14 protein-coding genes (1 of these 14 running past the window's edge) are annotated in these 22,500 nt (G+C 45.1%); 8 read left to right on the forward strand and 6 right to left on the reverse strand.

Annotated features, from left to right (window positions below; genetic code table 11):
* Positions 1-134: 134 nt before the first annotated feature.
* Positions 135-797, reverse strand: coding sequence for a class I SAM-dependent methyltransferase (locus F6K37_RS01485; protein ID WP_287247712.1), 663 nt, complete (start codon positions 795-797; stop codon positions 135-137).
* Positions 798-1,156: 359 nt separating this feature from the next.
* On the opposite strand from F6K37_RS01485, the gene tftA reads away from it, so the two are divergent.
* Complete coding sequence (gene tftA, locus F6K37_RS01490) at positions 1,157-2,512, forward strand: hormogonium tapered terminus morphoprotein TftA (RefSeq protein ID WP_008187147.1); 1,356 nt, start codon at positions 1,157-1,159, stop codon at positions 2,510-2,512.
* 59 nt (positions 2,513-2,571) lie between these two features.
* Here the strand turns inward: tftA and F6K37_RS01495 are convergent, their stop codons facing one another.
* Positions 2,572-3,342, reverse strand: a complete 771-nt coding sequence (locus F6K37_RS01495) for a hypothetical protein (RefSeq protein ID WP_008187150.1) — start codon at positions 3,340-3,342, stop codon at positions 2,572-2,574.
* A gap of 524 nt (positions 3,343-3,866) precedes the next feature.
* Here F6K37_RS01495 and F6K37_RS01500 point away from each other — a divergent pair.
* The 3 genes from F6K37_RS01500 to F6K37_RS01510 all read left to right on the forward strand — a co-directional run bounded on the left by F6K37_RS01500 (position 3,867) and on the right by F6K37_RS01510 (position 8,729).
* A complete protein-coding gene (locus F6K37_RS01500; protein ID WP_008187154.1) occupies positions 3,867-4,949 on the forward strand; it encodes an RRXRR domain-containing protein in 1,083 nt (360 codons plus the stop codon).
* Positions 4,950-4,968: 19 nt separating this feature from the next.
* On the forward strand, positions 4,969-6,207 hold the full coding sequence (locus F6K37_RS01505) for a DUF3747 domain-containing protein (protein WP_008187156.1): 1,239 nt from the start codon (positions 4,969-4,971) through the stop codon (positions 6,205-6,207).
* Positions 6,208-7,118: 911 nt separating this feature from the next.
* Positions 7,119-8,729 carry an FG-GAP-like repeat-containing protein gene (locus F6K37_RS01510; RefSeq protein WP_287247716.1) on the forward strand — a complete coding sequence of 537 codons (1,611 nt, stop codon included), beginning with the start codon at positions 7,119-7,121 and terminating at the stop codon, positions 8,727-8,729.
* A gap of 549 nt (positions 8,730-9,278) precedes the next feature.
* On the opposite strand, the gene F6K37_RS01515 is transcribed toward F6K37_RS01510, so the two are convergent.
* Entirely contained in the window at positions 9,279-9,416 is a 138-nt protein-coding gene (locus F6K37_RS01515; protein ID WP_287247717.1) for a hypothetical protein, read from the reverse strand.
* Positions 9,417-10,309: 893 nt separating this feature from the next.
* Here F6K37_RS01515 and F6K37_RS01520 point away from each other — a divergent pair.
* The 3 genes from F6K37_RS01520 to F6K37_RS01530 all read left to right on the forward strand — a co-directional run bounded on the left by F6K37_RS01520 (position 10,310) and on the right by F6K37_RS01530 (position 13,666).
* A complete protein-coding gene (locus tag F6K37_RS01520) occupies positions 10,310-12,214 on the forward strand; it encodes a DUF4114 domain-containing protein (protein WP_008187159.1) in 1,905 nt (634 codons plus the stop codon).
* Positions 12,215-12,531: 317 nt separating this feature from the next.
* Positions 12,532-12,672, forward strand: coding sequence for a hypothetical protein (locus F6K37_RS01525; protein WP_008187160.1), 141 nt, complete (start codon positions 12,532-12,534; stop codon positions 12,670-12,672).
* Positions 12,673-12,991: 319 nt separating this feature from the next.
* Positions 12,992-13,666 (forward strand): hypothetical protein, encoded by a 675-nt coding sequence (locus F6K37_RS01530; RefSeq protein WP_229414621.1) that lies wholly within the window; start codon positions 12,992-12,994, stop codon positions 13,664-13,666.
* A 131-nt stretch (positions 13,667-13,797) separates the two neighbouring features.
* On the opposite strand, the gene F6K37_RS01535 is transcribed toward F6K37_RS01530, so the two are convergent.
* Positions 13,798-17,715, reverse strand: coding sequence for a HEAT repeat domain-containing protein (locus F6K37_RS01535; RefSeq protein ID WP_287247718.1), 3,918 nt, complete (start codon positions 17,713-17,715; stop codon positions 13,798-13,800).
* A 1,788-nt stretch (positions 17,716-19,503) separates the two neighbouring features.
* On the opposite strand from F6K37_RS01535, the gene glyQ reads away from it, so the two are divergent.
* A complete protein-coding gene (glyQ, locus tag F6K37_RS01540) occupies positions 19,504-20,382 on the forward strand; it encodes a glycine--tRNA ligase subunit alpha (RefSeq protein WP_008185010.1) in 879 nt (292 codons plus the stop codon).
* Between the two features lie 186 nt (positions 20,383-20,568).
* Here glyQ and F6K37_RS01545 read toward each other — a convergent pair whose 3' ends face one another.
* Together F6K37_RS01545 and ltrA are read right to left on the reverse strand one after the other, a co-directional pair.
* Positions 20,569-21,594, reverse strand: a complete 1,026-nt coding sequence (locus F6K37_RS01545) for an N-acetylmuramoyl-L-alanine amidase-like domain-containing protein (RefSeq protein ID WP_008185013.1) — start codon at positions 21,592-21,594, stop codon at positions 20,569-20,571.
* A 259-nt stretch (positions 21,595-21,853) separates the two neighbouring features.
* On the reverse strand, positions 21,854-22,500 hold the final stretch of the coding sequence (ltrA, locus tag F6K37_RS01550; protein WP_287247720.1) for a group II intron reverse transcriptase/maturase. 1,069 nt of this gene lie beyond the right edge of the window; 647 of the gene's 1,716 nt are visible here — the last part of the coding sequence; its start codon lies beyond the right edge, outside the window; its stop codon occupies positions 21,854-21,856.

Consider the following 22,500-nt stretch of genomic DNA (forward strand, 5'->3'; position numbering starts at 1 on the left):
GGCACACCGGAACCTGGATATGAAATGATCTAAACGCTCGGGGAGATTTGTCCTCTACTGTTCCTGGTTACGACCTGGCCCACGCAAGACGAGTCGTTGATCCAAGAATCCCCGTTCTTACAGGACGGGGAGTGTCAATTCTTTAGTGCTAGGGTCAATCCATCAGCAATTGGTACCAAACTAAGGTTTACCCGTTGGTCTTGATAGAGCTTTTGATTAAATGCTCGAATTACCTTAGTTATGTTATCGACTACCTCAGGATCCGCTACTCGCCCCGACCATAAAACATTATCCACAGCAATTAGTCCACCATTACGCACCAGTTTCAGTGCCTGCTCGTAATAGTTTTCGTAGTTCCGTTTATCGGCATCAATGAAGGCAAAATCAAATGTACCTGCCTGTCCCTCTTTCAGCAACCTATCCAGAGTGTCCAGTGCTGGCGCAATTCGCAGGTCAATTTTGTCAGCTACTCCAGCTTGTTGCCAGTAGCGACGTGCGATCGCAGTATACTCCTCACTGATATCACAAGCAACCACCAGGCCCTCTGGTGGCAAAGCTAAGGCTACAGCTAAAGCACTATAGCCTGTAAATACCCCCACCTCTAGAGTTTTCTTGGCTCCCATCAACTGCACGAGTAAGGCCATAAACTGCCCCTGTTCAGGAGCTATTTGCATCCTAGCCATAGAATGCTGTGCTGTTTCCAGCCTAAGCTGGGTCAAAACTTCTGGCTCTCTTACAGAAACACATTTCAAGTAGTCGTAAAGCTGGTTGTCTAGTCCAAAGGTTTGATTCGCCATTGATATATAGTTTGCTAAAAGCTATGATTTTCCGGGTGTTGCTCAAGCTAAGCAATCATACTATTCATTGTTTATTATTCGTAAGCACTCAGCCGTCAGCTGTCAGCCGTCAGCTGATTTTATTCAAAAGCACCAATCACTAGCGTGCCCACAGGCTTTTGGCTAATAGCTGATACGCGACACGCTGATGCCTGAATGCTTACTATTATTCATCCATCCATTTTGCTGTGGTTATTGCTTGCTATTGCCTATTGGTGGGATGATTTGTCCAGTCCAACTTCCCCTAGCCATAGGGAAACTAAATCCTTATCCTGGAGAGAGCAAGTGCTCAATTAAGGGCTAAGGGCAAAAAGCAAGACATGGGACGTATATTTATTTCAGCAGGTCACGGTGGCATGGAACGTGGTGGTCGTGACCCAGGGGCGATTGCCGGTGGGACAACGGAAGCCGAAGAAATGATTCGGCTGCGAGATCTGGTGGTGCCAGAATTGCGATCGCGTCGGTTTGAAGTATTATCTGTTCCTGATGAATTGAGTTTAAAGCAGACAATTCAATGGATTAATGACCGTGCTCGTTTTGGTGATGTAGCGTTAGAGATTCATGCTGACGCCTTTTCCAATCCTAACATCCGAGGTGCCTCTGCCTTCTACATTTTCAATAACACTGAGCGCAAGAAGCATGCTGAACTAATGCTGCGCTATTTGATCACACGCCTTCCTGAACTGCCGAATCGAGGAGCAAAGCCTGATACGGACTCAGGTGTTGGCCGTCTTGCCTTTTGCCGTGATGTTATCCTTCCCTCCCTACTGCTCGAAGTTGGCTTTTTGACTAATCCCCAAGACCGTGCTCTGCTCCAGAATCGACGTCGTGACATGGCCAGAGGCATAGCTGATGGACTTGCCCAATGGAGTAGTTTGATTTCTGGTGAACAACCACCCGATGAATTCAATCCCGTTTATCCCATCATTGATATTAAAATCAATAATCAGACTTACGATGATCGAGGTGTTCTAATCAATAGCAATTCTTACATTCCCATTGACCTAGCCGATCGCCTAGGAGTGGATTTGACCACCGCCGAGAATGTCCGTCGTGTGCAATATCGGGGAGTCGTTTATGTTAAGGCCATTGAACTAAGGGATTATGACATCTTTGTCGGTTGGGATACTGCCACCCGCACTGTGATTTTGCGCTCAATTTCCCAGAAAATCTGTCCAGGTCTGATTGACCGGATCATGGGTCATGGTAGCACCTCCGAAGTCCAGTTACAGATATTTCTTAAAAACAATAATCAGAACGCCCTGACTGAGTTTCCTGACCTACCTAGGCTCTATCGAGAAGAAGCCTCCGTAGAGGGAGTCAACTATGACATTGCCTTTTCCCAAGCTTGTGTAGAAACTAACTTCCTACGCTTTAGCGATCGCCTTAGACCTGAGCAGAATAATTTTGGTGGTTTGGGAGCAGTGACTAGTGATGAAGAAGCGACTTTTCCTAGCGCTAGAATTGGAGTACGTGCCCATATCCAACACTTGAAAGCCTACGCCAGTCAGGAACCCCTAGTCCAACCCTTGGTCGATCCCCGGTTTCGCTTCGTTACCCGAGGGATTGCTCCCTTAGTTGGGCAGCTCAGTGGACGCTGGTCAGCTGATTTAGATTACGGTAAGCGAATTATCGCCGTTGTCAGGCGTTTATATGAAGCATCTAACTTGGTTTAATCCCGATTCCCGATTCCCGATTCCCGATTCCCGATTCCCTGCCCGTAGCGCTATAACTGCTAAGCTGTCTTGAAAAACCGAATAATTTCTCGGACATTATCCAGAAATTGACTATCTGTAGTTAATTGTGCGATCGCATTTTCAGAATCCCGAGCTAAACGTTGGTGTTCCGCATTGTTATTAGCTTCCAGTTGTGCCATGGATGCTTCAAGTTGGGCTAAGCCTTTACGAGTCTCTTCCCAGTAACGCTGATGGGTTGCCACCCAAGAGTAAGGTTCTTGTGGGTCTAGTTGCTCTTGTAGACCTTTGACACTTCTTTCGAGAGCTTCAAAACGATTCTGTAGTTCCATTACATCTCGGCGAGGATAGGTAAACTCTTGCCGGATCATCCTTAATCGAGCTGCTAAATACTGGTAAAAACGTACCGCTGGACGCAAAGCAGTTAAAAGCAAAGCTGCTCCCGAACTGACGTAGCCCACAGCACTAATCCCAGTAGCAGCAAGCATGTAAAGACCCACAGCAGATAACACGTGAAGGGCGATTGCTACGGTTAGCGATCGCTTAGCTATCATTTTCACATAGTCTAATTGCTTCGGGTCAACCGCAATCTCATTTTCCCTGGAAGCCGACCCCTCTGCTAAAACTTCCCTAGCTTCCAAGTGGACATTCCATGGCACTGTCACAATCACCAACAGCCACCAAAAGCTAGCCACACCAATCACCCAATCCAGGAAATGACCAGTACTGATGTGCAACCATTGCAACAGCCCAAATACCAATAGGGTTAGAATTCCTAACCCAGTCCCTACACCAGCAATATTAAATAACATTCTAGCGACCTCCGACGGATTTTCAGCCTTGATCCCATCATGCTTAGAGATAACCCTCAGGCTCGAAAACCTTGTGATAGTTTCGCCAGCTTCACACTGATATTAGTGTCCTTAGCTACTTTTGCTCAAATTTTATTAATCAAAAATAAAACTTAAACCATTAGAACCAGAAACATTTAATCTGAAAGTTAATCATTATAGCTTGAAGCAGTTGTCTTAAAATTGACAAATCCTAAAAGCTCAGTACAGATGCTGAAATACACAGGTAAGTAGTGTCAATAACCCCAACCTACTGCGTTGTTCGCGTAGCGTGGCCTACGGCCAGGTTGGGGCTTGGAGAGACAACTAACTCTCCCAGGTTTGACTAGGTCATCGAGCCTCATTCTGGTACGCACGTACGGATACTTCCCCAGTCCGTACCACTGTAAGACTGTGTTGTCAGTCGCTTGCTGAAAGGACATCTTGAATGAGGTGACCGAAGGGACGGGTAACCCCCAAACACTTTACTCGTGAGGATTATCTCCATGTTACGAGTCCCAGTAATTTCACCAAATGGACAACCCTTAATGCCGACAAAAGCCTCTAGAGCGAGACGTTGGGTTAAAGAAGGTAAAGCCATCATCTACCCTAACGCCCTCGACATCTTTGCGATTCAACTAGTAGCTGAACCATCAGGGGAGGAAACTCAGTCGATTGCTGTGGGGATTGACCCCGGCAAAATGTTCACTGGCTTGGCTGTCCAGTCAGCCCAAGCCACCCTCTGGACGGGTCATCTGGTACTACCCTATCCCAAGGTCAGAGACCGGATCGATACCCGAGGCATGATGCGGCGAACTCGCCGTAGCCGTCGGATTAACCACAAAATTCCCTACGACCAACGCGCTCACAGACAGAAGCGCTTTGAGAATCGGCTAGCCAAAAAGCTTCCCCCATCCATCAAAGCCAACCGTGATTTAGAGTTTCGTGTGGTCAGTGAGTTATTCGAGCTTTATCCCATTAGCCAGATCGTCTATGAAGTGGTCAAAGCCAAAGGGACAAAAGCTTTCTCTCCAGTGATGGTGGGGCAATACCAATCCATCCAACGCCTTGAGGCAACATTCACGGTCCCCGTCACCCAAAAGATGGGATGGGAGACCTCAATGGCACGAAAAGGGTTGGGGTTAACCAAAGACAAGACCGATAAGAGTCGTCAGACGGCTGAGACTCACGCCAACGACGGTATAGCCTTGGCATCCTTCCCCTTCCGAAAGGTCAAGACCCAGTACTACCGCAACGGTAAAGTCGTGACCCCCACCGTGGCTGTGGTCACCCTTGCACCTTTCGCCGTGGTTTCCCGACCGCCAATTAGCCGTCGTCAACTCCACCTACTCCAATTTTCCAAGGGCGGTAAACGCCGAAAGTACGGAGGAACCACCACTCGCCACGGTTTCCGTAAAGGCGACTACGTGGAAGCTGTAAAAGCGGGTCAGACCTACCGAGGGTGGATCAGTGGCGATACGGCAACACAAGTTTCAGTGAGCAATAGCAACTGGAAAAGAATCGGACAATTCTCAGCCCGGAAAGTCCGATTACTCAAACGCTCCACGGGCTTACTTGTCAACTACTAAAAGGAGGCGCGAAAATTCGATGAAAAATTCTTTAAGACAAAAATTACCACAAAAACTAGCCACCTTCGCCACCGTTGCCCTAGCCACTGCCTTCTCAACAATCAGTCTTGGCAACCAGACCTCCGCCGCTACCTTCGAGCAAAAACAAGTTGAACAAGGCAAGTTTATTGCTGTAGCTCAACCCTTTGGTGCAAATTCCCATCAACTGCTGATCATAGAGCAAAAATCCAACAAGCGAGCCTGTTGGAGCGAGAGTGGTACTAACCCAGTGATCGTAGACCCACTGCTGTTGAACTTTGACTTTACTGGCATTTGCGGACGTAGTACTGATAGCAATGGCTATTCCATGCGCATGGCGGGTGAAGACTTAGGACTCGATTACATCCTCAGCATTGTTGAGCGTAATGGTGAACTGTTGCTAGTGGGTAAGCACCGCCTTGATCGTAAAGCTCCTGAAGTAATCATCGGCAGAACTGGTGGTATTAGCCAGGGCTTTATGAAAATTTTTCTCCAGCCCGGTTGGGAATTTGCCAAGAGAATGTTCAATGGCAAAGAGCTAGGTCACGTCTACCTTGCTACTAATACACCCCTAGGTAACACAGGAAGTACTGATCCATCCAAGCTTCCCCCACTTCCGCCACGGGAAACCTCTAAATTTCGGGATATTGCTAATGATGTCTATGGCTCAGAAATTGAAAAAGCTGTAGCAATGGGATTTATTGCTGGATTTCAGGACAATACCTTCAGACCCCAAGGGTTTCTCACCAGAGAACAACTCGTGTCTATGGTGATTGAAGGCTTAGGTAAACTGCCAGGTGCTACTATTACTGTCCCCACTCAAGCATCAGGACGGCCCTATCGGGATGTTGAGGCTGGGCGCTGGAGTGCTGCCAAAATTCAATGGGCGAGGGACAACAACATTGTTAGTGGCTATCCTGATGGCACCTTCCGACCAAATAAGTCCGTAACTCGCGCCGAATTGATGGCAGTACAAAAAAAAGCTGCTGAATTTGCCAAAAGCCTGCAAGGGCAGCCAGGGGTACTCGTGTCTACTGAGTCAGTCACACAATTTTCCGACACCGAAGGTCACTGGGCTGTTGCTCTGATTTCTGAAATGTCTGCCTACTGCCAAGTGGCATCTCCCCTCAACGAAAGGGGTAACGCTTTCTTGCCCGATTCTCAAGCACGCCGGAACTATGCCGCTGCTGCTACTCTGCGTATGCTCAACTGTGTCCAGCAGCCCATTACTCAGAAGTAGCACATTATCCTTTAAGAAGCCCACAACAAACGTCTGTTGATCAGACCTCAAGTAAACAACCTCAGCTATCAGCGTGTCGCGTATCAGCTGATAGCTTACATCACCTGATGATATCAATTCCGGTACCCTGGGATTGATCACAAACCCGATTGAATACTGCCCCAAAGTCTCTATTTTATTCCTCCCTCCCTGAACTCTGTCTGTTGGCCGTTTTCCGTCGCTTCTCACCAACAAATAGAGATGTAAACCAGAGATACGGCGGTTTGCATAACTATCAGGTACACAGGATTTTTTCCCCTCTTCCCTCTTCCCTCTTCCCTCTTCCCTCTTCCGAACGCGCCCCGCGTGGCCCACGGCCTCAGTCCCTGCTCCCTGCTCCGAAGTCCCTAAAAACCGAGAAGTTTGTACCTTGAATTGCAAACCGCTGTATAAACGTGAAGACTAGAAATTAATCCGGAAAAAAAACTGTAAAGATTTGATGAAGTAAGTTATTTTTTAGTGACATCGAATCATAATTATGTCATCTATAGTAATGGTAATTGATAAAAAAATTCCCATTATAGCAGTCGAAGTAAAGCTTAAGACATCTTCTGCTCCCTGCTCCGAAGTCCCTTTCAACTAAAAGACTATGTCCTAAACTATACTTCCCTTGCTATACTATAGCGAGTAGGAATACATACTTTTAGCTATTATCCAATAATCAGCCATTATTTAGTTAAGTAAAAGTTAAAAATATTTCGATTTAAAAAAGTTTCATATCCAATCTAGCAATCGTTATTATATAACTTTTGAAAATATTTCATGTACTCCAATAGGGATTTATCATAACACCAAAAACTACTCGGAGCTCTTTCCTACTATTCCCTATTCCCTGTTCCCTATTCCCTAAAAAGGAGAGGATAATAGTAATTATGCCAACATTTGAGGCAGAAGACACAACTAGGCTGAGTCTAGAGAACTACATAGTTTTTGATAGTGACATTGCTTCCGGTGGCCAAGCTATCGAGATTCCCAAAACCAATACTAGTGAACCAGCATTCATTCGTTTAACCTGGACAGAAGCTGACGGTCCTGCTGGTAACTATAATTTTAATATTGCCCATTTTGATGAATCAGATGGCAGAGCTACCCTGACACTTCGTGTCAACAGTATCCCAATTAGTAGATATATTTTCAATAAAAACCCAGGAGAAAAGGGCAATCCACCCATAGACACACCCAATTCTGGTAATTATATCGGGTTGACTGGTTCTATATTTGATGGTTTATCCAATCCTAATCCCATCTTTGAAGACGTAGCACTGACTCCAGGGGATCAGATTGAAATCTCTGCCGTGGCGGATAGTTTGGGGAATCAAACCGATGAACTAGCGCGGATCGACGTTATTGAAATAACACCAGCAGTGGAAGCTGGCCCAGTTATTACTTTTCCTGAACTTACCATTACCCCTACTGATGGCACATTAGCCGAAACTGTGCCAAAAAGTGGTGGTATTACCATCACCCGTACCGGAGACATTAGTCAAAGCCTAGAGGTAACTTACACGGTCAGTGGCACCGCTAGCCCCTCAGATTACAAGCCCATCCTAACTGGTACCGTTACTATTCCAGAAGGTCAGGAGTCAGTAGATCTCAAGCTTACCCCAATTGCCGATGGTATAGCAGAAGGGGAAGAAACTGTCATTATTACCCTTGAGAATAGTCCCGACTATCAATTAGGTGAGACTCCCAGTGCCACTTTCACCATTACCGACAATGACCAATCCACTATCAGCGAGAGTGTGACTATTTTCTGGCGTAATGACGAGACCGGAGTCAATGGTGCTTGGCTGATGGATGGTCTCGACTTAGCTCAAGCCGTAACAATTCATTCACCAACAGAAGCAGCGGACAGTACTTGGCAAATGCAGGGTGCAGGGGATTTCAACGCTGATCAACAACAGGATCTTCTCTGGCGTAATACCTCTACTGGTGAAACTGGCATCTGGTTGATGGCAGGATCGGTGTTTCAGAATGCAGTGTCCATCACCCCAACTCCAGACCTGGACTGGGAAATTCGTGGCACCGAAGATTTTAACAGTGATAATCAAGAGGATATTCTCTGGCGCAATACTTCCACTGGGGAAAATAAAGTCTGGCTCATGAATGGCACTACTGTGGCTCAGGAGGTGTTCATTCAATCGGAACCAGTCACTAGTATTTGGGAAATGAGGGCAGCGGGAGACTTGGATGGAGATGGTGATGGGGATATTATCTGGCGCAATACTCAAGAGCAAACTATTTACTATTGGAGGATGGAAGGGACTCAGTACATTGAATCAGTGTTGATCTCCTCACCAATCAGTAGTGGTCAGGAGGTAATCCATGGTACCCTCGACATTGATGATAATGGTGTCGATGATATCCTCTGGCGCAATCTCGACGATGGACAAAATAGTGTCTGGCTGATGAATGCTAATGGGTTCGATCGCCTGGAGAGGCTTGAGCCAGTAACTGATCCCAGTTGGCAAAGTTATGTTTAAATACGTAATTTCAATTACCTAAGTATTTAGCCAAGGGCAATCAGCTAAAGCCCTTGGTGCGTTAGCTGATTGCTTACATGTAGAGACGTTATATAGCGTTTACAAATGAGATGTAAACCTGTATGGTCTTTTTTTTATTGGACAATAAAACTCCGGAGCTGTTTCCCCTCTAGCATGGATGCCTCTTGCCTCTTGCCTCTTGGCCTTTGGGAGTATGTTCACAACTCAAATATAAAGGCTATATAGCTATCAATTTTCAAGATTTATAAAAGTTCAAGATTTATAAAATAATCATTTTTGCTTAGGACTTACCCAAAACTGGACTCGAAACCCTATCACTCTAAAGGCTATCACTCCAAATGCCATAAGTAGTAGGTTACGTTATTAAGGCACCTTACCAGTATAATTACTGCCTAAGCCATGTTTATAATAAAACCTATGGTTCGATTACCTAATGGATTAGTTTTCGATGAAAGATAAACTCAATATTTTTATATTAGTTATTTTATGGATAGTTATATGTATGTTGTGATATCTAGCATTTTTTAATTAGGTGAGGTACATAATTTTGGGATTTTCGGGAACAGGTAACAGCGGCTCTGGGAATAGGTAACAGCGGCTCTGGGAATAGGGAATAGGGAATCGGGAATAGGGAATAGGGAATCGGAAAAAAACTCTGTACATCATGACTATGAGAAACGCTATAAAAAAAATCATAATAGTTATATAAAGTATATATAAAGTAGATTTTGGGTATTGTTTATACCCGTATAATTATTAAAAATGCGTGTAATGGTGTTTACAAATTCAAGGGACGAAAGAATGCAGCGCCGTTTTGGGCAGCCAGTTGCTGATATCAATCCCCATCTCCCCATCTCCCCATCTCCCCATCTCCCCATCTCCCCACACTTCCCACACCTCCCTCTCTTTCCCTGATCAGAAGTTCCCTATTCCCTGTTTCCTATTCCCTACCTGCAGCGCGATGAAGCGAAGCTTCCGCTAAGAGCGATCGCATTAATTATTCTCTAGTCATCGAAAATATTGACCAATTCTCATATCCGTAACAATAGGATAAAGTTTTGATAAAATTACTACATTCCATGGTGACATAATATCCAATTCATGTCATGAATGAATAAAGGAATTGTTTGACCGCAAAAACTCAAGCTCTTGGGGGAAGACTATAGTATAGTTATGAGACTATGTCAGCAAAAGAATTTTGGTGGAGCATCTACGGAATTTAGATAGGTTTTGAAACACGGAAAATCAAAACCATGTAACTAATACAGCGGCCGATTTATCAGATTTTTGATTAGCTGTAATAATCGGTGCTTTTGTGAAGGTTTAGCATAGTATTATACTCTTTCCCATGACTCTAGACATCTCCAGAAACTCGGTTTTGACCCAGGCATTGCAAGGGTTTGAGGTTAATTTTTGGAGATGTCTTCTGTAAAGGGTATCCATATCCTGGGGATTGAGTGGATATAAACTTGCTAGGGTATTACTTGCTGCCCAAATAAAATTACCAAATAAAATTACCAGAGCTTGAAACACAGATAAAGGTTGGAGAATACAACACTATGACGAGAATTGAAGCCGAAAATTTATCTAGTATAACTAACTTTGTAACTACTCCTAATCCTGATGCCTCCGGGGGCGCACTAATCAGTCTATTTGATGCTGTTAATAATACTGCTTTCCCCCCTGGTACTGCTAGCACAAGCTTTAATCAGCCCACTGGTAGCTATGAAGTAATCATTGGCATCTTTGACGAAATAGATGGAGAAAGCACAATCGATGTCAGGATTGGCAGTACCGTCTTTCCCACAATCACTCTTAATAATCCTGCCTCTACTGCTAGCGGTATCCCCGAAGCCTCCACTTTCGTCCCTTTGCAGATTAGCTCTAGCACGTTTATCCGTAATGGAGACCTGATCGAGGTTAAAGGTACCGCTGATGGTGATGAATTCATCCGATTTGACTATATTGAATTCAACCTGACCAACGAACTCCCGATAGCTGTAGATGATACGGCCACGACTACTGAAGATACAACCGTTAACATTAACGTCTTAGATAATGACACCGATACTGAGGGAGATAGCACTCTAACGGTTATTAGTGATCCCAGTAATGGTAGTGCAGTAGTAGATGACAATGGTACTCCTGATGATCTAACCGATGACGTTATTACTTACACTCCGAATCCCGACTACAATGGACCGGATAGTTTTACTTATCAGTTAAACGATGGGGTTAACCCTGCTGACACCGCTACCGTTAACATTACTGTTACTCCTGTAAATGATGCACCAGATGGTACTGCTGTGGTTAACAATAACGGTACCTTGGATAATACTAATGATGACGTTATTACTGATACTCCTGATCCAGATTTCAGTGGGAATGATAGCTTGATCGATCAGGTATCTGATGGCAACGGCGGCCTTGATACAGCGACTGTTGATATTACTGTTAACTCGATCCCTACCTTTGTTCCTTCGACTCTGACTCAGAACCCTAACAATACTTTTACTATCACTAGTGACACCACTGGCAACGCTCAACTCCTATTCACCTTTATTAGTCGAAACGCTACTAATGTCAATGAAATTGGGGTGTTTGTCACGGATAATGACCAAGGTACAGTTAATGGTATTGCTCCTGGTCAGGAAGGCTATGTGGAAGCGGCTCTATCTAATGCTCAGACTATTTTCTCTGTGCTGCTAAATCCGGAAGATAGTGGTCAAACTAGTCGTCTAATTAATAATTTTGATGTAGGGGATCAATTAGGATTTTACCTAGTACAAAATAGCACCAGAGAGGCAGTGCTAGCAGGAGAAAATGTTTCTGTATTTTTCGGTGATGCTGCTTTCAATAGCGATGGTTTAGACCATATCCAAACCGAGACCAATAGCGACGGTGTCTTGACGTTAAACTTTGAAGATGCTGATGACCAAGACTTTGATGATTTAGTGGTAACGGTTCAAGACGCTTCGGCTTTAACTCCTACTGTAGGGATAGGGAGTCCCCAGATTCAAGGGCAAGTGGAGCTGTTGGATTTAACCGATGTGACCGGAACAGTAACACCTGAGTTTGTGGTTAGTAGTCAAGCAGTGTTTGAGAATAGCTTTGGCTTTTATCAGGTTGATGATGCTAGTGGTAAAATTGGTAATCTCAACCCCGGTGATGCCGGTTATGCAGAGCTTGCAGTCTCCAATCAGGTAGATTTAGCCAGTGGGCTATCCGGTGGGGTACTGTTAGCTCCGTTCCTAATTGCTAATGGCACTGTTGAGGAGTTCCTGACTCAGAATCCAACGAATCAGCAGGGTTCCGGTCTGAATGCCTACTTTAGTTTCTTGCCTGCTAACCCTGATCAATTTGATCACGTCCGCTTACTAGGGGACAATCAGTTTAGCTTCGAGGATACCTTTGGTGGTGGTGACTTAGACTATGACGACTTGGTAGTGGAGGTTATCTTCTGAGTTTGATTGGGAGTGGGGAGTAGGGAATCGGGAGTAGGGAGTCGGGAGGGTGGGAAGTGTGGGAAGTGTGGGAAGTGTGGGGAGGGTGGCTCACAGGGGTAGGTTTTTTACATTAGGGTAAAACATGGGGCGACCCAGAGGGAGAGGAAAAGGAAAACAACTTAGGTGCGCTTGACCTTGGCGAATTAAATTCGCCACGGGTCGCACCTGAAGAAGCGATGATTTTGAACGACAAATTAAGTAGATTGTCTTATCCCCCACACCCCACACCTGAGGTCTTTGTAAAAAACCTACCCTTATGAGGGGGAGATGGGGAGATGGGGAGATGGGGAGATGGGGAGATGGGGACTATTGCCTATTGCCTCTTGCCTCTTGCCTCTTACCTGCTCCCTAAAACCCAAGAATTTGTACCTCACCTAATTGAAAACCGCTATATTAAGGGTAATGTCATAACATGATATTATACTTCTATTGCCGAAGAGTGTTTGTGGATGCATTGAGATGCACCCACAATGGTGTTGGCAGTCTACAACATCCAGAATTATGCAATATATAGCCGAGATTATGATTTAATTAATCTAGCGGTTTTTAGCCTAATGAGGTACAAAAAATTTTTACCTTCTTCCCGATTCCCGATTCCCGATTCCCGATTCCCGATTCCCGATTCCCTGTTCCATAAAAAAATGTACCTCACCTAATTAAAAACCGCTATACTTAAATTATATTATGAAACCAGTCACCAAAATAGCTGTTTTTACAGTACATAAAGCAGGTTCAATGTTATTGCACAGAATAACTTTAGAAGCTTGTGCTTTGGCTCAACTGAAATACTATTCTCCCAATAATAAAGAGTTAAGTGATAGTTTATTATATTTTCAAGACTTTAAAGTAAATTGTTGCCAGTCAGCTCTTGCTGAGTTTAATTATATAGATACAGGGTGTATTGGCCCTATACGTCGTCCCCTAGAGATAGACTTAGATAGCTGTTTTGTAAACCTACACCTACGAGATCCCAGAGATGGTCTGAATTCAATGTTCTTTTCTTGGACAAAAACTCACGGAGGCATAAAGAAATCGATTCGAGACGAGTGGCTTTCTTGGGGAATAGACAAGTTTGTGATTTCCTTCAGTGATGATTACTTTGAGAGATATGAAAAATATCTAAATCACTTCATTGGTCATCCTGGTGTTAATCTACTCAAGTATGAAGATATGGTAGATAACTTTGATAGTTGGTTCACCTCGTTTGTTCAACCGTTTCAACTTTCTTCAGAAGATATAAACGGCTTGTCTAAGCAATTATCTGATCAAGTAGATCCCAAAAATGCCAAGCCCAATACTCACATACGTAAAATCACTCCTGGAGATTTCAGAAATAATCTTAAACCTGAAACTATAGATACTCTAAATCAAAAGTTTGGCCATATCCTCTCGGCATTAGACTATTTGTAAGCATTCAGCTATTAGCTATCAGCTATCAGCATTCAGCTATCAGCATTCAGCATTCAGCATTCAGCTTTTGAATAAAATAAGCTGACCGCTGACCGCTCACTGCTGAATGCTTACATATTCCCTACTCCCTACTATGGATTCTGCCATCCTTCCACAATCGCCATGCCCACATTCACATAGGGATTATCTAATAATTCCCTAAGGGCTTCTTTGCCACCACTTTCTAAGGCACTAAGCAACCGTTGTTTAGTACTTGCTGGAATCGCGATATTTACAAAGGCTGTCTTTTCTAAATCCGTGGCGTTGGGATTACTTTGCTCTAATTGTTTTAATAATTGTTGAATTTCAGCGGCGGCTTCACTTAGGGTTTGGTTTTTCTCGGGGGCATAATTGTTTTGAGTTTGACTATCAATTTCTTGATTAAACTCACTTTGAGTCGCATCGACAAAGTTATTAAATCTATGTTGAGACTGACGTTGATCGTATTTAGAGTGATAGTTGGAGTGATTGGAGTCTGACGTTGAGTCACTCATGGCGTTGTTTTCAACAGTGATAAGTCGGCTTGCTTGTAGTCTAGCAATTTCGATTAGGTCTTGGTAATGCTTCTGGTAAAGGGCAAGCACGCCATGGTTGTTGGTGGTTTGGGTGAGCTCTTGACGAGAATTAAACCGCTGGATGAACTGGTCACTGACGACATGGTCTTTGGTTTCGGCAGCCGATTGAATCAGAACTTCCCGTAATACTAGAGCTTTGTCAACTTCCAACAGGGTGGCCAGCAGCAGGTAGACACCGCGAAATCGGGGGTCAGTCAGATGCTCGTGCTGACGTTCTCGATTCTCGGTTTTGAGGAAGGTCTGGACGATAAAGTATTCCTGGATTTTATCGTGGCGAAAGTACCATTCTCGATGGGTACGACCAAACCCATCCTTCTGCTGACGAGTCAGTACCATTTTATACCGTTCCATACACTGCAACTCATCCAAGCAGTCGTTTTCTGGGATGGTAATTTGATCATGGAGGCGCATCTGGTAAACGGTTTCAGCAAATTCAGCCAGGGGAAAGGGATAAAGGTGAATCTGTTGATAGTCCTCTGCCATGATTTCATACTGCTGCTGTTGCAAGTTCAGCAAATCCGGGTCTTTGCCCTGGGCCAACAGTTGCGCCACCAAGGTCAAATCCATCGGATTGGAGAGAAACCGACGTACTGCGGTTAACTCCTGTTTGGATTGGTTTTGGTGGAGTTGGGTGGCCAGATAGTCGTCACAGGCTTGCTCGTACTCCACACCGGATACCGGGGCATCTTCGGGCAAAATCCCTTGACGAGAGGTGAGGAACTCAGCAATTTGCTGGCGCTTCAGGGGTTGCAGCACGTAGGTTTTAGCCGTGGCTGGGGGTGTCCATTCCAAGGGTTGGGTGGTGAGGATAATATGCCCCTGGACGTGATGCTCCACAAAGGTATTAATAGTAGCCCTGGTGTCAGGGCTGACTTCATTGAGTCCGTCAATGCAGATATCTAGGGTATTGTAGTTAATCAGGCTTTGTAGGAATTTAGGGTCATCAGCAGCGATGGGCAATTTAGTTTGAATCCCTTCCACCACACCACCGGCACATTCGCTGGCAGGCAGGTACACCGACAGCCGCCCCGAGGTTTTGACTAAATTCCGGAGAAACATCGATTTCCCCAGTCCCGATTCCCCTTCCAGAACGATGGGAGACTGGAGTTGGGCAATGGCGGTTTGAATCGGTTGGGTATGGGTGGCTCGTCTAATTTTAACGTGAGAGTTGGGAAAGTAAGCCTGGGGATCAAAGCTATCTAAGCTAGCATCGGCCACCAGCACCTCCCGGAAGGGAGCCAGTAATCGGTAGCGCAACCAGGGAATCCAGGTCAGAGCAAGACTGATATAGCCTAAGCCCACAATGGTGCGGAATTTTCGGTTCCAGATTAGGGCTTGGACTTGGGAAGAACGAGGATAAATGATAATTAGAAACAACCAGCAACTGACATGGATTAGCCAAACCTTAAAGGCAATCAGAAACCGGTGCTGTCGTTCTAAGGCAACAATTTGAGCATTGACGGCAGCAGCAAGTTGGGAGTCTATAGACTTAAGATTATCGTGGTGTTGCTTGAGCAGATCCATATCTGCTGGTTTCCAGCTGACGTGATTAACAACTTCGGCAATCTGCCTTTCTAAGTCTTTGCGTAGGCTACGTAGAAGTTTAGTAGGTTCCCAGATTTCGGCAAATAGGTTGAGAACTTCCAAGCCTTCTTGGTGATTGATGACCCGAATTTGATGGGGATATTTCTCAGGTGAGCCCAGCCAGTGGATTAAGAGCACTGAGTCTTTGTCACCACCACTAAGGAAATAGGCCAGAAAACGCAGCCTTGGTGCTTCTCGCTGGTACCGGTAAACTTCATTCAATACATAAAGTAAGTCTTTTAACTCTAATGGTCCCATCCGCTCCAGAGCTTTTGCTGCACTATCACGGACCAAGTTTGAGTCGGTTAAAAGTTTGGCAATTTGGGGAGCGTACTCAGAGGCAGCTGCTCCCATATTCCCCAGAGCTGATGCGGCACTAGAACGGACATCACTATCCGAGTCGGTTAAAAGTGGAATGATTTGAGGAGCGTACTCAGATGATCCTGCTTCCATCTCCCCCAGAGCTTTTGCCGCACTTGAACGGACATTCCAATCTGATTCGGTTAAAAATTTGGCGATTTGGGGAAAATACTCAGATGGTGCTGCTCCCATCCGCGCCAGAGCATATGCCGCATTAGCACGGACATGGTCATCTGAGTGGGTTAAAAGTGGAATGATTTGGGGAACATACTCAGAGGCGGCTGCTCCCATCTCACCCAGAACCCATGCCGCACTATAACGGACATGGTCATCTGAGTGGGTTAAAAGTGGCAGGATTGGGGGGGCTATATCGTTATCTACTGCTACCATCTGACCCAGAGCTCTTGCCGCACTATAACGGACATTCCAATTTGAGTCGGTTAAAAGTTTCGCAATTTGGGGAGCGTACTCAGATGCTGCTGATCCCATCTGCCCCAGAGCGTATGCCGCACTATCACTGACATTCCAATTTGAGTCGGTTAAAAGTTTCGCAATTTGGGGAGCGTACTCAGATGCTGCTGATCCCATCTGCCCCAGAGCTCTTGTCGCACTTGAACGGACATTCCAATTTGAGTCGGTTAAAAGTTTCGCAATTTGGGGAGCGTACTCAGATGCCGCTGCTCCCATCTCACCCAGAGCTGATGCGGCACTAGCACGGACATTACTCTCTGAGTCGGTTAAACGTTCAGCGATTTGAGGAGCGTAGTCCTTAGCTACTCCCATCTGTGCCAGAGCTTCTGCGGCACTATCACTGAGATAACCCTCTGAGTCAGTTAAAAGTTTCGCAATTTTGGGAGCGTACTTATAGGCAGCTGCTCCCATGTCCCCCAGAGCTTTTGCCGCACTTGAACGGACATTACTCTCTGAGTCGGTTAAACGTTCAGCGATTTGGGGAGCGTATTTAGAGGCGGCTGCTCCCATCTGTCCCAGAGCTTCTGCCGCACTTGAACGGACATTACTCTCTGAGTCGGTTAAACGTTCAGCGATTTGGGGAGCGTACTTATAGGCGGCTGCTCCCATCTGTCCCAGAGCCGATGCTGCCTTAGCACGGACTTTCGACTGAACGGACTTTCTCTCATTCTCGGTCTCATCACTCTCATGCTTATAGTTCAATAACTGTGCAATCTGGTCAATTCTGTCTTTAGGAATCTCAACGGGGGGCTTGAGTTGATCCAATTTAGACCATGACAATTTGTCCAAAGCTTCAACCCATACCAAGGGATCATGGTCATCCAGTGCTGCCACAATCCCCTTGATCTGCCACAATTCTGGCTCAGGGTATTTGTAAAAGAAAATATAGTAAGCGTGACTCCCGTTGACAATCAACAGTACTGCTAGTAGCAGTGCTAAAAGATAACATAGACACTGCTTAACACTCGTCTTAAAGGTAGGGAAAAGCTTTGGGCGGTTGGCATGGCCTCTATGGGGCATGGTGGTAGTTTCCCAAGGAGTTAGTCAGCTAATAGGGATCCCCCCTAACCGTAATCAGGGGGGAAAAGAGCACAGAATAGGGAACAGCGGATCTGGTAAACAATCCTGTGTACCCCATAGTTATGAAAAACGCTGTAACTATAATTATGCTGATGTTGGTGCTAGACCCTAAGCCCAGCAAACCTTTGAGAGTTAGATGCTTCCCAATGATTAATCGATTTTTATTATAGCAATCCTAGAGAATATTATATACCCCAGGGAATCGGGAATCGGGAATCGGGAATGTGGTAAGCGTGGTAACAGTTCCCCCCTTGTTAAGGGGGGTTAGGGGGGATCCTCAACTTTTTGACCCAATGGGTGGACTTGAGATCTTTGTAGAACAGGCATCTTGCCTGTGATCACTATTTTCGGACGCGCTGTCCCAACCATGGCTACCGCGAAAATGAGGGTGAGACCTTGGGTGGTGCGTTACGGGGCGGGCTTTCCCAACACTTGCTATGAGGTTGAACATGATGGCAAGCCCGCCCCTAACACACCCTACGGAATTACTCGGTGATCCAAAAAAATTAGAAACTTGGCACCAGGCATCAGCAGTTTCAGCACCTGCACAGTTACGGTCGATGTCCCCTATTAAGGGGAGCACCTCCGCTTCAGAACCGTACGTGCGACTTTCATCGCATACGGCTCCTAGATATCCTCTCCTTTCGGAGTGCTCCAGTGTATCTGTTGGTGGCAGCCCGAAGGCAGATTCTCACGCGTTACTCACCCGTCCGCCACTCCCCCGAAGGGGCGTTCGACTTGCATGTGTTAAGCATACCGCCAGCGTTCATCCTGAGCCAGGATCAAACTCTCCATGGTACTCAAGTTGTTTTTTTTCTTTCCCTGACTCTTAGTAAACAGTAATAATAACTGTTAACTTCGAACCAGTTCGGAATTTTAGGTTTTAGTTTTGGCCAATCTGTCCTATAATTAGGTCAGATTAACCTGAAAATTTCTTGACGAGTAGCGACCGTATATTGGCTCTCAAACTATAGATTTTTCTTGGTTCGGGGCGGTGCGGTGCGCTTGGCTTTCCTCATCGCCATTTACTAATTTACAGGGTAAAAAAGCGTTTGTCAACCTAAAACCGAAACTTTTTTCTTGATAAATCCTTGAAGCATAGGTATGGCAAGGGTTTTAGAATTTTTAAATTTTTTTTTGAATCCATTTCGGAGGTCTGACCAGGGGAAGAGGGGGAAGCTCTCAGGTCACAGGGGTAGCTTCTTTAGATTTGGTTCGGGAGTCGGGAGTCGGCAGCATTATTTTGGGAATTCTTGTATATCTTAGATACATACCTGGTGACGGGCGTGTCTGTCGATCCTGCCTGTAAGTGCGGATTGGGACTGCTGCGATGCTCGCGAGTGAAATGGGAAATTCACCTGGATTTACGGTAATTGTCCAGGATTCATCAGAGGCAAGATTAGTGAAGAGCCCTTTGCACTGGCACCATGAAATCCATTGTTGAACAACTTACTAACCTAGCTCTGACAAGGCATTTGCGCCAGAATAAATAGGTATGCAGGGTGGTCTTGGGGAGAAAATGGCTTTATTACAGGGTTTAACCCATTAGCAACTGGCCTGGTTTCCACGGGGCTTACAAGGTGCGTTTACTTAGTGTCTCTGTTCGTGCAGCGTCTCCAAAGGAGAAAGGAGAATCACGGCGTGACCCACACAGCCCCTCCCCACTCGCCCTTTGCATCAAGAAATGTCTTGGCCATAAGTTACCGTTACCAAACACTGGAGGTGTCAGTGAATTTTCAATCAGTGATTGCAACATTGAATCAATTCTGGGCAAAACATGGTTGCTTGATTGCCCAGTCCTACGATACCGAGAAAGGAGCAGGGACGATGAGTCCTCATACATTCTTGAGAGCTATTGGTCCAGAACCCTGGTCAGTTGCTTATGTTGAACCATGCCGAAGACCTACCGATGGACGCTACGGCGAAAACCCGAATCGCTACCAGCACTACTACCAATACCAAGTACTGATCAAGCCGTCACTGAATAATATTCAAGATATTTACCTAGATTCCCTCAAAGCTTTAGGTATTTGCCCTGAAGACCATGACATTCGCTTTGTTGAAGACAATTGGGAATCTCCTACCCTAGGGGCTTGGGGAGTTGGCTGGGAAGTCTGGTTAGATGGCATGGAAATTACTCAATTTACCTACTTCCAACAGTGTGGTGGCATTGATTGTCGTCCTGTACCCATTGAGATCACCTATGGTTTGGAACGATTAGCTATGTATCTCCAGGAAGTAGAGGCTTTTACTAAAATCCAGTGGAATGACCAAATTAGCTATGGAGATGTTCACCTTCAGGGAGAAGTTGAACAATGTACTTATAATTTTGAATCCTCTAACCCAGATTTACTGTTCACGCTATTTGGTCTTTACGAGCAAGAGGCAGAACAACTAACCCAGCGAGGACTTGTTATGCCTACACTAGACTACGTTCTGAAGTGTTCTCACACTTTCAACTTACTGGACGCTAGGGGTGTGATTTCAGTGACTGAGCGAACTCGTTATATCGGTAGAATTCGCAATCTAGCAAGGCGAGTGGCTCAACTCTATTTGCAACAACGAGAGATGTTAGGGTTCCCGCTCAATAAACAGACCATAGCTTGAATCTAGAACACAAAGAGCTTGACCCAATCGGTAGCAGCAAGGCATTCCTACCAGTAATCACGACTGAGAGTGTATTCGCCAGGACTTACGCAAAAATGGGCATCGAAACCTATAGGTAGTAGGGTGCTTTATTAACTCACACCACATCTAGATTTACTAGGTAAGTCCTGGCACTCTTGACCCCTGTCACTGGAGGATATTGCTAGTGCTTGGAATTGCTGGATCAACGGGTCGAGCGACTACAATCCCAAGGGAATGTCTAACATGTCTGGCATACCGTTGTAAATCACGGGCAATGGTGACTCTACCGGCAGGTGATGCATGAATAAAACCGATATTCCCATCAGCAGTACGATACACTAAGCCAGTGTGGGTGACATCTAGACCAGGAATAGTAGTAGCAATGCCAATAATATCCCCTGGTTGCAGTTGATTGTAGGCTTTCCTAATCTGATCATGGGGAATGAAATTAACAGTTGTCTGCTTCAGATTAGCTTCCATGGCTACTATACACTGGTAATTTGACTCATCACTTACTAAAGATGGGTACTTACCCCTGTGTTTACTCATGTAGTTGAGGGTTTTCTGGCGGGATACTCCTCCTAAATCTAGCGCTATGTTTTTAACTGTGCCCCTTCTCTGATTGTCATCAATCCATTGAGAGAAATAGTGTAATCGGCTGCAATAGCCATTTAGATTACCATCCCCATAACGCTGGTCACGAAGGTGATTGACAAAGGTCTGCTGAGAATAATCCTTTACGGTTATCCCTCGCGCTAGGGCTAGAATGGTTTCCACAAAAAGGACGCAGTCAAATTCATTGAGGGTGATAACTAAAGTTTCTTGACTGGCTTGGTCTAATAAGTGAGCTTTATAGCTTGCGCCCAAAAATTGCTGTGCGATCGCTTGCATGATCTCTGGGAGCGTCCGCTCAGACAAGTGGTTTGCGATCGCATACTCCATCACCTGCTCGAAACGCTTTTTATCTGCTGGGTCACTAATTTCTGGTAGGGGAAATTGGGCTATCATCAGTGACTCAGCCCTATCCTTTAATGATTCGGATATAGTGCTAGTAATTAATTTGCTAGTAATTAATCGTTTATGGCCTAGTTGACCAGATTCTGACTCAACAGTAGCTTGAGATACTAAACCAGAAGCCACACAACACGTGAGTATATAAAAAACCGCAGCTAGCCTCAAGCTTTTTTTCATTCTTAAACCTACAAACCTACCCTAAACCGAATGCGAAGGGAGAACCACTTTTGATCTGTTAACCCATATTTATTCACTGGTCAGTGTTAACTATTTCACTGGCAACTTTAGGCTCCACAAAATTATTTTCCTGTTCAGCATTTTTGACACTCCATTAAACTAAGCCGGTGAGTCGCCTCACCGACTCGTCTTCAGAACCGTACGTGACATTTTCACATCATACGGCTCCTCATCATAGGAACCATTGACATTGGTACCTCTAGAACGGGTTTTTATCTAACTCTGTAGTGTTGATTGTTGTCCCGTGTTTGATATCGTGGCAGTGTCGGTGTATTAACTCTAGATTCTTATCTAGGTCATTTCCACCTAGTGCGCGTGGTATTATGTGATGCTTTTCCAATAAATCACCATCTCTGAAGGTGAGACCACAATGAGTACATTTCCCTTTTTGCCGTTTCAAAAGCCTTCCCTTTTGAGTGGTCATTTCAGGATGTTTTTGCATTCTGGTGTTCCAGTAAATTAGGTCTCCATCGTAGGGACTTCTGGCCTCTTTGACTTTGATGTGCCTTATAATTTTTGTTTTGGCGTGTTTAGGAAGATGATTATCTTCTTTAGTCGTAAATGTCCAGTTGTCTACCTTAGGTGATTCCCATGGGTTTTTGGGTTTTTCTACTTTGGTTCCCCAGTATTTCTTGTTTACCCAAGTTCTTGATTTATTGGGATGCCTCCTGTATCCCCATCTTTTAAGATTGTTCCAGAGCATATATCCTAAATCGTTGAAGGTTTCTTTACTACAGACTCCTCTGTAGTAGTTACACCATCCACGTATAATGGGTTTAAGGTGGCTTATTAATGCCTCCTGGGGGGCAGCTCTGTGTTGTTCTATAACTTCTGAGAGCTGCCTGT

Origin of the sequence: Moorena sp. SIO4E2 (assembly GCF_010671945.1) — a bacterium.
In the GTDB taxonomy this organism is placed as follows: Bacteria; Cyanobacteriota; Cyanobacteriia; order Cyanobacteriales; family Coleofasciculaceae; genus Moorena; species Moorena producens.

What these genes read in the sequence shown, in the direction of transcription:
- tftA (WP_008187147.1), top strand. Translation starts at nt 1,157, where the DNA reads ATGGGACGTATATTTATTTCAGCAGGTCACGGTGGCATGGAACGTGGT.
- F6K37_RS01525 (WP_008187160.1), top strand. Translation starts at nt 12,532, where the DNA reads ATGGGGAGATGGGGAGATGGGGAGATGGGGACTATTGCCTATTGCCTC.
- F6K37_RS01510 (WP_287247716.1), top strand. Translation starts at nt 7,119, where the DNA reads ATGCCAACATTTGAGGCAGAAGACACAACTAGGCTGAGTCTAGAGAAC.
- F6K37_RS01530 (WP_229414621.1), top strand. Translation starts at nt 12,992, where the DNA reads ATGTTATTGCACAGAATAACTTTAGAAGCTTGTGCTTTGGCTCAACTG.
- F6K37_RS01485 (WP_287247712.1), bottom strand. Translation starts at nt 797, where the DNA reads ATGGCGAATCAAACCTTTGGACTAGACAACCAGCTTTACGACTACTTG.
- F6K37_RS01500 (WP_008187154.1), top strand. Translation starts at nt 3,867, where the DNA reads ATGTTACGAGTCCCAGTAATTTCACCAAATGGACAACCCTTAATGCCG.
- F6K37_RS01505 (WP_008187156.1), top strand. Translation starts at nt 4,969, where the DNA reads ATGAAAAATTCTTTAAGACAAAAATTACCACAAAAACTAGCCACCTTC.
- F6K37_RS01520 (WP_008187159.1), top strand. Translation starts at nt 10,310, where the DNA reads ATGACGAGAATTGAAGCCGAAAATTTATCTAGTATAACTAACTTTGTA.
- F6K37_RS01515 (WP_287247717.1), bottom strand. Translation starts at nt 9,416, where the DNA reads ATGATGTACAGAGTTTTTTTCCGATTCCCTATTCCCTATTCCCGATTC.
- F6K37_RS01545 (WP_008185013.1), bottom strand. Translation starts at nt 21,594, where the DNA reads ATGAAAAAAAGCTTGAGGCTAGCTGCGGTTTTTTATATACTCACGTGT.
- F6K37_RS01495 (WP_008187150.1), bottom strand. Translation starts at nt 3,342, where the DNA reads ATGTTATTTAATATTGCTGGTGTAGGGACTGGGTTAGGAATTCTAACC.
- F6K37_RS01535 (WP_287247718.1), bottom strand. Translation starts at nt 17,715, where the DNA reads ATGCCCCATAGAGGCCATGCCAACCGCCCAAAGCTTTTCCCTACCTTT.